This is a genomic window from Levilactobacillus tangyuanensis, from assembly GCF_003946545.1.
In the GTDB taxonomy this organism is placed as follows: Bacteria; Bacillota; Bacilli; order Lactobacillales; family Lactobacillaceae; genus Levilactobacillus; species Levilactobacillus tangyuanensis.
In genome coordinates, this window is sequence record NZ_RHOA01000017.1 from 21824 (window position 1) to 31729 (window position 9906).

The following is a 9906-nucleotide window of genomic DNA, read 5'->3' on the forward strand; positions in this document are numbered from 1 at the left end:
AGTATTATTGTGACAATTAGTTGTGTCATGCTCAGTCGATTATATGGCTCGCTGCCCCGATCTTACCGGAATCAATGATAATAAACACATCCCCTTTGTAAAAAAAGTCATTGCCACACAAAAAAGGTCGTCACCTCAACTCGAGGCGACGACCTTTTCATTTAATTCGTTTTAGTTAGCAACAATGTTGACCAGTTTACCAGGAACCACAATCACCTTACGAACGGTCTTGCCATCTGTGTGGGCTTGAACCGTTTCGTCGGCTAATGCTGCGGCCTCGATGTCATCCTTGGCAGCATCCTTTGCGACCTTCAGATGAGCCCGAACCTTCCCGTTAACCTGAACCACCATTTCAACCACGTCTTCAACCAATTGCTTTTCGTCGTAAGTTGGCCACTTGGCATAGGCAATACTGTCGTCATGGCCCATTAATGACCAGAGTTCTTCGGCAATATGCGGCACGATTGGTGAGATCATCTTGACGAAGCCTTCCATGTAAATCAATGGCAAGCTGTCAGCCTTGTAGGCTTCATTAACGAAGACCATTAATTGTGAAATGGCCACGTTGAACCGCATGCCCTCCAAGTCTTCGCTCACGGTCTTGACGGTCTGGTTGTAAATCTTATCCAGCGTCCCATCGTTGATCATCGTCACACGATCACGCAAATGGTTATTGTCATCGATCAAGAGCCGCCATACACGGTCTAGCCAACGACGTGACCCATTGATCCCTTCAGTACTCCAAGGCTTTGAGGCTTCCAAAGGTCCCATAAACATTTCGTAAAGCCGTAGCGTATCGGCCCCGTCCTTTTCGACAATTTCATCGGGATTGATCACGTTCCCCTTAGACTTCGACATCTTTTCATGATTGGTCCCCAGGATCATGCCTTGGTTAACCAACTTCTGGAAAGGTTCATTGGTTGGAACAACGCCAAGATCGTAGAGGAACTTGTGCCAGAACCGGGCATACAGCAGATGCAGAACGGCATGTTCCGCCCCACCAATATAGAGGTCAACCGGCATCCAGTACTTCAGCTTGTCGGCATCGGCAATGGCATCTGGGTTGTGTGGATCGATGTAACGCAAGAAGTACCAAGAACTCCCAGCCCATTGTGGCATGGTGTTCGTTTCGCGCTTCCCTTTACGACCGTTTTCGTCGACAACGTTAACCCAATCATCCAAGTTGGCTAACGGACTTTCACCGGTACCAGAAGGTTCCAATTGTTTGGCTGCAGGCAGTTTCAAAGGTAATTGGTCTTCAGGAACCAGTGTGGTTTCGCCATCTTCCCAGTGAATAACGGGAATTGGTTCACCCCAGTAACGTTGACGGGAGAAGATCCAGTCACGCAGGCGGAAGTTAACCTGCTTGTGACCAGCGTCGTGTTCTTCCAACCAATCGATGGCCTTCTTGATGGCCGACTTTTTGTCCAATCCGTTAAGGAAATCGGAGTTAATATGTTCGCCGTCTTCGGTATAAGCGGCCTTCTGAACATCGGTATCGTCATCCCCGGCGATCACCTGAACGATTGGCAAATCAAACTTCTGAGCAAATTCGTTATCACGGTCATCATGCGCTGGAACGGCCATGATTGCCCCAGTCCCGTAAGAAGCCAAGACATAGTCCCCAATCCAAATTGGCAATTTCTTCCCATTGATTGGGTTGATCCCATAGGCACCGGTGAAGACCCCGGTCTTGTCCTTGTTCAGATCAGTCCGTTCAAGGTCTGATTTGCTTTCGATGGCTTCTTGGTAGGCCTTTACAGCGTCGGCTTGTTCCGGCGTAGTAATGGACTTAACCGCCTCATGTTCGGGCGCCAGAACCATGTAAGTTGCCCCATACAACGTATCGGGACGCGTCGTGTAGACCTCGATCTTGGTATCTTCTTGCCCAGCAACTGGGAAGAATACGCTGGCCCCTTCGGACCGGCCGATCCAGTTACGTTGCATTTCCTTGATGCTTTCGGGCCAGTCTAGGTCGTCAAGGTCATCAATCAAGCGGTCAGCATAGGCCGTAATCCGCAGAACCCATTGACGCATTGGGACCCGGTAGACTGGATAGCCCCCACGTTCGGTCTTACCATCGACGACTTCTTCGTTAGCCACAACGGTTCCACCCATAAAGTCAGGCGCCCAGTTAACCATAATCTTGTCTTCGTAGGCCAAGCCCTTCTTGTAGAGCTGTTCGAAGATCCATTGCGTCCACTTGTAGTAGGATTCATCGGTCGTGTTAACTTCACGACTCCAGTCGTAAGAAAAGCCAAGCGACTTAATCTGACGCTTGAAGTTCTTGATGTTGTGAGCGGTAAAGTCCTTAGGGTTATGTCCCGTCTTCAAAGCATATTGTTCGGCTGGCAGACCGAATGCGTCCCACCCCATTGGGTGTAAGACGTTGAAGCCTTGCATCCGCTTCAAACGTGCCATAATGTCGGTCGCCGTATAGCCTTCAGGGTGGCCAACGTGCAGCCCCTGCCCAGATGGGTAAGGGAACATGTCTAGGACGTAATACTTTGGCTTGCTCTGTGAATCACTGGTCTTAAAGGTTTCGTTCACCCGCCAGAAATGTTGCCACTTACGTTCAATTATGTCGTGATTATAAGCCAAAATTCATCGCTCCTTCTTATTTTTCAAGTCATGCCACAAAAAAAGCCCCCAGAAGTCCAAAAATCGACTTCTGCAGGGCGTCTTGACGCGGTACCACCTACATTTCCCTAGTAATTTACCAGGGCTCATTCCGGCTGATAACGTCGCCAAACGCCCACCTTGCGGCAGAAAGGGCTCCAAGACAAGTTCGTGAGCTAAGGTAACGGATTCGCAGCAACCATCCGCTTACTGAATACCCTCGCTAACTACTACTTCTTATCAACACCCGATACTTAATTAGATGTTTCTCATCTTAGCAAATGCCCCAGCTAAAAGCAAGGGGTGTCGCAAAAAAGGTCGGGTTTCAACCATTGTGCTATACTAAATTCTATCATTAACTGTTAAGGGGGCCAATCCATGCCAACCATTTCCAAACGCCGCTGGCAATTCACCGGCCTTGCTGCCGCTGTGTTCTTGCTGTTACTTCTAGGCGTTACTTGCCAACAATGCTGGGTCCGGGTTCTCGACCGGGCCATCATTCATATCGTTCGCCAACCCTTGCCCCATGGGATTCAACAACTAATAATCGCGGTAACCAAATCAGGCAATCCGCATCCGGTGACCTGGGTCACGCTGATTCTCGCCGCGGCACTGGTCATTATCCAACGCTACCGGGGCGCTCTATTTCTCACCTTCAACGTCTTGGTCTGGGCTGGTCTCGGCAATAGCATCATCAAGCACCTCGTCCAGCGACCACGGCCCACAGTGGATCGACTAGTGACCGCCAGTTCGTTTAGCTTTCCCAGTGGTCATTCGATCACGGCCATGCTTCTCTGGGGAACGTTAATTATTCTGTTACCTAAGATTCTGATTCACCATCCTCGTGCGCTGGTCACGCTGCAAATTCTTTTGGGCATTTGGATCTTTCTGATTGGCCTATCACGAGTCTATGTTGGTGTCCATTACCCAAGCGATGTGCTGGCAGGCTGGTCGCTTGGGTACGTCTTACTCACGACGACCCAGTGGTTCTTAACCCGCTATGGCGATAAACTATAATCGACCCTCTTAGTCCTGCCTTGATTCACCTGATTTTCCAAGATTATTTAGACTTAACCTAGCCATCCCTTTTGCGGATGGCTTTTCTGATCAAAAAAGGCGACCCGGATAGGTCGCCATGAAACACTGACAAAAATTAAATTAATCGCTCAAGAAATGATACCGGGTTAACTCTAATGCAGAGTTGTCCATCAATAATTTACCGTGTTCAGCCAAGACGGCAGCAGCTGTCTTGGTCCGATCGCCATATTCATAAACGATGGCCATGTCATCCTTGATTGATTCTGGTGACGTTTCATTAACGAAGAAGACCAGTTCAAGATAGTAGTCGCCATTGTATTGATAGAGGTTAGAGGCCGCATTCTCAACGTGTAAGACCCGGGCCAAACTAATCATATCTTCAAATGAATGTAAACGAACCACCCGCGTTGCCGTTGGTTGTCCGCTATCACTTAGATAGTCTTCAATGTCATTGGAGTTGCCGGCAGTGGACTTAACGTCTGTGAAGAAGTCCTTTTGATCATCTTTTTCCAATAAGTGCTCCTTAATCTGATCCGAAACTTGATCGGGGTGATCACTATCGACACTGGCATCCGGTTGTTGGTCATCAGTTGCGTCGTCATCGTCGTCCGCATTTTTACTAATGAACAGCTCCAGACCATTCCGATTAGGTAAGACTTGGAAAGTTACCGCATCGTTGTCTTGAAATTGATGGTCAACATCAACCTCTTCCAGAATACTATAGAAGAAGCCTTCAATCTGTTTATGATTTCCGAGCAAGTCCAACACGGTAATGCCTCGCTCGCTCAGATCATCATTACCAATGACCACTCGAATCGTATTCTCATTGATTCGTTCCATTTCCATGAATAACACCCCTTTCTCTTGGGTTTTGGGTATCGTCCTTGATATTTATTCTAGTCGATTTTATCTAGTTGTAAAGTAATCATACCAAAAAACTGGACTGCAAGTAACATTCTCTCACAAATCCAGTCAGATGCAACTAATTAGACTGCAGTTCCACCATTAGCAAGACGTTGGGCCCGTTGCAATTCGAGTGCCCGAACATCTCTTGGTAAGAACCGGCGAATTTCTTCTTCGTTAAACCCAACTTGCAATCGCTTATCATCGACCATAATTGGTCGCCGCAGAATGCCTGGGTGTTCTTGAATCAGCTTGTACAGGTCCCGCAATGGTAAGTCATTAAGGTCGCCTGTCAGCCCTTGGTAAACTTTGGAACGCGTTGAAACAATTTCCTCAGTGCCATCTTCTGTTAATCGCAGGATGGACTTTATCTCATCGACCGTCAAAGGGTCAGTAAAGATATTCTTTTCATGATAAGCGATCCCATGCGCTTCAAACCAGAGCCGCGCTTTGCGGCATGAGGTACAACTAGGTGACGTATACAACATGACTGTCATATTTTCCCTTCCCTTCGTGGTATAAATGATTTAATAACCCTATTATACCTGAAATTCCGGAAAAAGATAGACAAAATGAGCAAAAAGCTTGATAAACAATTTCATCCGATATGACTATTACTATTAAAAAATACGGCATGTCTTCATGTTTTTGCTCGTTAATCATTTGTGTGTCATTAATTAATCACTAATTATAATTATTAGATTTTGTATGCTTCCCCAGCTTGAACGACATCTACTAGCACATCATTCCCCGCGGCACTCGTCGCTTCGTTTCGCAACACATCTAAATCGCCAACCTGTGGTAGATGCGTCAATAACAGCTGGTTCACGTGAGCCGCCTTTGCCAAATGCCCTGACTGGGTCGACGTTAAGTGCCAGGCCGGCCCCTCATGATCGGCGAAGAAGTTGGTGTCGGCCAACAAACAATCTGCCCCTTCGGCCCATGGTACCAACCCGGCAAATTCCCTGGTATCGGCGGTAAAGGCGAGCGTGTGGCCTGTCGATCGTTCGGTAATTCGTGGGGCATAGGCCGGAACCGGGTGCTCCGTCGTGAGAAAGTCAATCTGAAACGGTCCTAAGTCTAACGATTTTGCCGGATCATAGGCGACCCCAGTGGTTGAATTGGGCCAGGTTAGACTACCGAAATTCAAGGGGTCGGCAGCATGCCCATAGATTGGCAACGTCGTCTCGCGTCGTTTACCCGCCTTAAGCTGCCACAGATATTGAAGAACCCCGACGTCCGCCGTGTGATCATGATGATAGTGAGTGAGCAATACCGCATCCAGTTGGAGTGGATCCAGAACTTTCTCTAACGCCATTAAAGCCCCACTACCACAATCCAGCAACAAATGATAATCCCCACTGGTCAGTAAGTAACTACTGGTTCCAATGCCATTAGCCGGATAACCGCCGTAGCAGCCTAATACTGTCAATTCCATCCAATCACCCTTTCTATTAATAGATTAAGTGTAGCGCCCCGGCTACCGCGTGTAAATGTTTCGTGTTCATAAGCTTATCTCGTATAATGGACTTAAACATTTAGAAGGGAGTGGTTGGTTTGCGGCGCCAATTTTCTGTAACCTATGGCAGTGAGTCATTACTAACCCACTTGATTGATGTGTATAGCAAACGACACATGGTTTTGTTTACCCGAGGTTCCGACGAAGACGACTTGCAACTGGTCGACTTGTCAGATCGCCGTAGCGTCTTCGTGAGTCCCTTTACTTACCGGGTGCTGGCGCAACAAGGCGATCTAGACGAGCAGGACTATTTTGCCTACTGCTTCTTTACCTTAGACGTCGATCAGGCTAAGGTCTTCACGGCCAAGCTTGGACGGCGTCTAAAACAAGCGCTGCCCATCGGCATGACCGCCATGCTACTCATGCAAAAAAAGAAACCCGTCACCGACTATGTTGTACTAACGACCTGGGTCGATGAAGATGATTACGAACGATGGCGAAAGTCCACTGGCTTTGACCTCTTGCGAGAATACGCCACCACCAACAATCAATTTCATTCTGCCATCTATCACGTTCCGATTGAGGAGGACGATGATGAAGCAGCGGAGGACGAAATCACAGAGACCACCGAAAACGATGCCGAAAGTGAGTCATCCGACCAATCCGAACCCGACCACTCAAATTAAGTCTGCCCCGTTGGGTGGACTTTTTATTTTGACACCTTTTGAGTTACAATTAGAGCATTCAACTAACGAAAGGTGGTTGCATCTTGCCAAGTAAATTCTCAAATGCCGCGATTAACAAGGTTTCTCCCGATCTGCCCCTCACCGATGAACAGGCGCAATTGGTCCAAAAAATGACGAAATTTGTCACGACCCACATTAACGGGACGAAGCCCGCTATTTTTACGGTCTATGGCGACGCTGGGACCGGTAAAAGTGTAGTCTTAACGCACCTCTTCAAGCAAATTCAACAGGCTGCACGGGTGGCCCCTGCCAATCCGTTAACGGGGACCCAGAATTACTTCTTAGTGAACCACCCCGAGATCTTAAAGGTTTATCGCGAAATTGCAGGTAATCAGGCTCACTTACTAAAAAAAGATTTTCAGCGACCAACAACCCTGATTAACCAGCTCGAACACGGCCAGGCGCATGCCGATGTGCTGGTGATCGATGAGGCCCACCTCCTATTGTCACAGGCCGACCACTACAATAACTTCTACGGTGATAATCAGCTGCAGTCTCTGTTGACTAGTGCCAAGGTCATCATCCTAGTATTCGATGAGACACAGGTTCTTCGCTTCAAGAGCCTCTGGACCGAGGCCCGGTTAGAAGCGCTCCTGGCCCCTTATCCCCATGCAAGCTATCGCCTAACGCATCAGTTTCGAATGCAGGCAAGCGACGCCCTGGTGCAATGGATTAATGACTTCACCCATGGCCAGCTTCGGCCGTTGCCAGACGGTGGTAATCACTATGACCTGCGTGTCTTTAATGATGCTGAACAGATGCGTCAACAAATCGTTGCTCGTAATCATGAGGTTGGCCTGTCCCGAATCGTTTCAACTTCCGGGTATCCTTCCACTTTGGACGGTGGCCAACACTTTATTAATGAGGGCCACTTTCATCTCCCCTGGGATCAGTACAATTTCACGAGCACCCCCTGGGCCGAACTTCCCGAAACAATTAATGAAGTTGGATCTATCTATACCTGTCAGGGATTCGATCTCAACTATGTTGGCGTGATCCTGGGCCCACCAATTAGCCTGTCCCGTACCGGACAATTAGAAGTTCAGCTAGACCGCTATACGGACGTTGAAGCCTTCAAAAAGCGTCCTGACCTGACAGATGAGGCGGAAATCACTCGGCTCAAGCAACAACTCATCCTAAACTCAATCAACGTGCTCATGAAGCGTGGGGTCAAAGGCCTCTACCTATTTGCACATGACACTGGCTTACGTCGCTATCTTCAGACTGGCCATTGATAGGATCACAAAATCCCCCACCACATTGTTGTGATGAGGGATTTTAATCAAACAAAAAGAGCCATCCACACCGGATGACTCTCAATGACGGTCTGTACGAGACTCGAACTCGTGATCTCCTCCGTGACAGGGAGGCGTCCTAACCAACTAGACCAACAGACCAAATATTGCGGGAGCAGGGTTTGAACCTGCGACCTTCGGGTTATGAGCCCGACGAGCTACCAGACTGCTCCATCCCGCGATAATATTATTATATGTGACAATGACCCGTACGGGATTCGAACCCATGTAGCCGCCGTGAAAGGGCGGTGTCTTAAACCACTTGACCAACGGGCCATACTTTTATTTAGGTTGAACAACGGAGAAGGAGAGATTCGAACTCTCGCGCCGCTTCCGCGACCTATACCCTTAGCAGGGGCACCTCTTCAGCCACTTGAGTACTTCTCCAAAATGGGCCTAAATGGACTTGAACCATCGACCTCACGCTTATCAGGCGTGCGCTCTAAACCAGCTGAGCTATAGGCCCATATAAAGCGGGTAACGAGAATCGAACTCGCGACAACAGCTTGGAAGGCTGTGGTTTTACCACTAAACTATACCCGCAAAATATAAAACTGATTTGATGGCGCGGGACGGAATCGAACCGCCGACACATGGAGCTTCAATCCATTGCTCTACCGACTGAGCTACCGAGCCATAACGGTCCGTACGAGACTCGAACTCGTGATCTCCTCCGTGACAGGGAGGCGTCCTAACCAACTAGACCAACGGACCAAATTGCGGGAGCAGGGTTTGAACCTGCGACCTTCGGGTTATGAGCCCGACGAGCTACCAGACTGCTCCATCCCGCGATAATATAAAGGAGGATGAGAGATTCGAACTCTCGCGTGGTTTGACCCACCTGACGGTTTTCAAGACCGTTCCCTTCAGCCAGACTTGGGTAATCCTCCAAAAAAATATACAATGTCCAACTGGTGATGGACCTTGTAGGACTCGAACCTACGACCGGACGGTTATGAGCCGTCTGCTCTAACCAACTGAGCTAAAGGTCCAGTTCAAGTCCAAATCGCGGCGGGGGGGATCGAACCCTCGACCTCTCGGGTATGAACCGAACGCTCTAGCCAGCTGAGCTACACCGCGAAATGTTAAATAAAAATATTTATTTAATCGGGAAGACAGGATTCGAACCTGCGACCCCCTGGTCCCAAACCAGGTGCTCTACCAAGCTGAGCTACTTCCCGTTAAATGCACCCAGTAGGAGTCGAACCTACAACCTTCTGATTCGTAGTCAGACACTCTATCCAATTGCGCTATGGGTGCAAAGTATGAAATTAACCTAATACCTCTCGGTATTAAGCGGAAGACGGGATTCGAACCCGCGACCCCCACCATGGCAAGGTGATGTTCTACCACTGAACTACTTCCGCAAAATGATGCCGACTAGAAGATTCGAACTTCCGACCCCCTGTTTACAAGACAGGTGCTCTGCCAACTGAGCTAAGTCGGCATAGTCAGTTATGGACGTTCATTATCTAAATGTCACTCGCCACTAATGACGAATGAGCCGTGACAGGCTCGAACTGTCGACCCTCTGATTAAAAGTCAGATGCTCTACCAACTGAGCTAACGGCTCAAATGGAGGATACAGGGCTCGAACCTGTGACCCTCTGCTTGTAAGGCAGACGCTCTCCCAACTGAGCTAATCCTCCAAATTCGCGTAGCAACGTCCTACCCTCGCAGGGGGCGATCCCCCAACTACTATCGGCGTGCTGAAGCTTAACTTCCGTGTTCGGCATGGGAACGGGTGTATCCTTCAGGCTATCGTCACTACACTATGAAAGAACTTATTCTTTCAAAACTAGATATTATTCAATTATCTTCTTCTCTGAGAACACCTTGTTTTGTA

Annotated in this window: 7 protein-coding genes, 18 tRNA genes, 1 rRNA gene and 1 other annotated feature; of the genes, 3 read left to right on the plus strand and 23 right to left on the minus strand. The window is 48.6% G+C overall.

The features are described from left to right. Positions 1–171: 171 nt before the first annotated feature. Positions 172–2601, minus strand: a complete 2430-nt coding sequence (leuS, locus tag EKM96_RS09590; protein ID WP_125643089.1) for a leucine--tRNA ligase — start codon at positions 2599–2601, stop codon at positions 172–174. 70 nt (positions 2602–2671) lie between these two features. Next, positions 2672–2872 (minus strand) — a binding site (T-box leader). Between the two features lie 125 nt (positions 2873–2997). Here leuS and EKM96_RS09595 point away from each other — a divergent pair. Then, positions 2998–3636, plus strand: coding sequence for a phosphatase PAP2 family protein (locus tag EKM96_RS09595; protein WP_125643091.1), 639 nt, complete (start codon positions 2998–3000; stop codon positions 3634–3636). Positions 3637–3777: 141 nt separating this feature from the next. On the opposite strand, the gene EKM96_RS09600 is transcribed toward EKM96_RS09595, so the two are convergent. The 3 genes from EKM96_RS09600 to EKM96_RS09610 all read right to left on the minus strand — a co-directional run bounded on the left by EKM96_RS09600 (position 3778) and on the right by EKM96_RS09610 (position 5998). Further along, a complete protein-coding gene (locus EKM96_RS09600; RefSeq protein WP_125643094.1) occupies positions 3778–4503 on the minus strand; it encodes an adaptor protein MecA in 726 nt (241 codons plus the stop codon). A 140-nt stretch (positions 4504–4643) separates the two neighbouring features. After that, a complete protein-coding gene (gene spxA / locus EKM96_RS09605) occupies positions 4644–5057 on the minus strand; it encodes a transcriptional regulator SpxA (protein ID WP_125643097.1) in 414 nt (137 codons plus the stop codon). Between the two features lie 200 nt (positions 5058–5257). Continuing rightward, positions 5258–5998 carry an MBL fold metallo-hydrolase gene (locus tag EKM96_RS09610; protein WP_125643100.1) on the minus strand — a complete coding sequence of 247 codons (741 nt, stop codon included), beginning with the start codon at positions 5996–5998 and terminating at the stop codon, positions 5258–5260. Positions 5999–6117: 119 nt separating this feature from the next. On the opposite strand from EKM96_RS09610, the gene EKM96_RS09615 reads away from it, so the two are divergent. Both EKM96_RS09615 and EKM96_RS09620 read left to right on the plus strand, forming a co-directional pair. Continuing rightward, positions 6118–6705: a hypothetical protein gene (locus EKM96_RS09615; RefSeq protein WP_125643103.1), complete on the plus strand. Its 588-nt coding sequence runs from the start codon at positions 6118–6120 to the stop codon at positions 6703–6705. 83 nt (positions 6706–6788) lie between these two features. Continuing rightward, positions 6789–8000, plus strand: a complete 1212-nt coding sequence (locus EKM96_RS09620) for a DUF2075 domain-containing protein (RefSeq protein ID WP_225417756.1) — start codon at positions 6789–6791, stop codon at positions 7998–8000. 88 nt (positions 8001–8088) lie between these two features. Here the strand turns inward: EKM96_RS09620 and EKM96_RS09625 are convergent. From EKM96_RS09625 to rrf, 19 genes are all read right to left on the minus strand, one after another. Then, positions 8089–8162: transfer RNA gene (locus EKM96_RS09625), tRNA-Asp, on the minus strand. Between the two features lie 5 nt (positions 8163–8167). Continuing rightward, a tRNA-Met gene (locus tag EKM96_RS09630) sits at positions 8168–8241 on the minus strand. Positions 8242–8263: 22 nt separating this feature from the next. Then, positions 8264–8336: transfer RNA gene (locus EKM96_RS09635), tRNA-Glu, on the minus strand. 23 nt (positions 8337–8359) lie between these two features. Further along, positions 8360–8447: transfer RNA gene (locus tag EKM96_RS09640), tRNA-Ser, on the minus strand. Positions 8448–8451: 4 nt separating this feature from the next. Further along, positions 8452–8526, minus strand: a tRNA-Ile gene (locus tag EKM96_RS09645). A 6-nt stretch (positions 8527–8532) separates the two neighbouring features. Beyond that, positions 8533–8603 (minus strand) — tRNA-Gly (locus tag EKM96_RS09650). A 20-nt stretch (positions 8604–8623) separates the two neighbouring features. Then, a tRNA-Phe gene (locus EKM96_RS09655) sits at positions 8624–8696 on the minus strand. Positions 8697–8700: 4 nt separating this feature from the next. Beyond that, positions 8701–8774 (minus strand) — tRNA-Asp (locus EKM96_RS09660). Between the two features lie 3 nt (positions 8775–8777). Beyond that, positions 8778–8851: transfer RNA gene (locus EKM96_RS09665), tRNA-Met, on the minus strand. 9 nt (positions 8852–8860) lie between these two features. Then, positions 8861–8950 (minus strand) — tRNA-Ser (locus EKM96_RS09670). A 28-nt stretch (positions 8951–8978) separates the two neighbouring features. Continuing rightward, a tRNA-Ile gene (locus EKM96_RS09675) sits at positions 8979–9052 on the minus strand. A gap of 14 nt (positions 9053–9066) precedes the next feature. Next, positions 9067–9140: transfer RNA gene (locus EKM96_RS09680), tRNA-Met, on the minus strand. A 27-nt stretch (positions 9141–9167) separates the two neighbouring features. Further along, positions 9168–9241 (minus strand) — tRNA-Pro (locus EKM96_RS09685). 5 nt (positions 9242–9246) lie between these two features. Then, positions 9247–9320 (minus strand) — tRNA-Arg (locus tag EKM96_RS09690). 35 nt (positions 9321–9355) lie between these two features. Continuing rightward, positions 9356–9427: transfer RNA gene (locus EKM96_RS09695), tRNA-Gly, on the minus strand. 7 nt (positions 9428–9434) lie between these two features. Further along, positions 9435–9507 (minus strand) — tRNA-Thr (locus tag EKM96_RS09700). A gap of 53 nt (positions 9508–9560) precedes the next feature. Continuing rightward, positions 9561–9633 (minus strand) — tRNA-Lys (locus tag EKM96_RS09705). Between the two features lie 3 nt (positions 9634–9636). Next, positions 9637–9709, minus strand: a tRNA-Val gene (locus EKM96_RS09710). Positions 9710–9715: 6 nt separating this feature from the next. Beyond that, positions 9716–9832 (minus strand): 5S ribosomal RNA (gene rrf, locus EKM96_RS09715). Positions 9833–9906 lie beyond the last annotated feature (74 nt).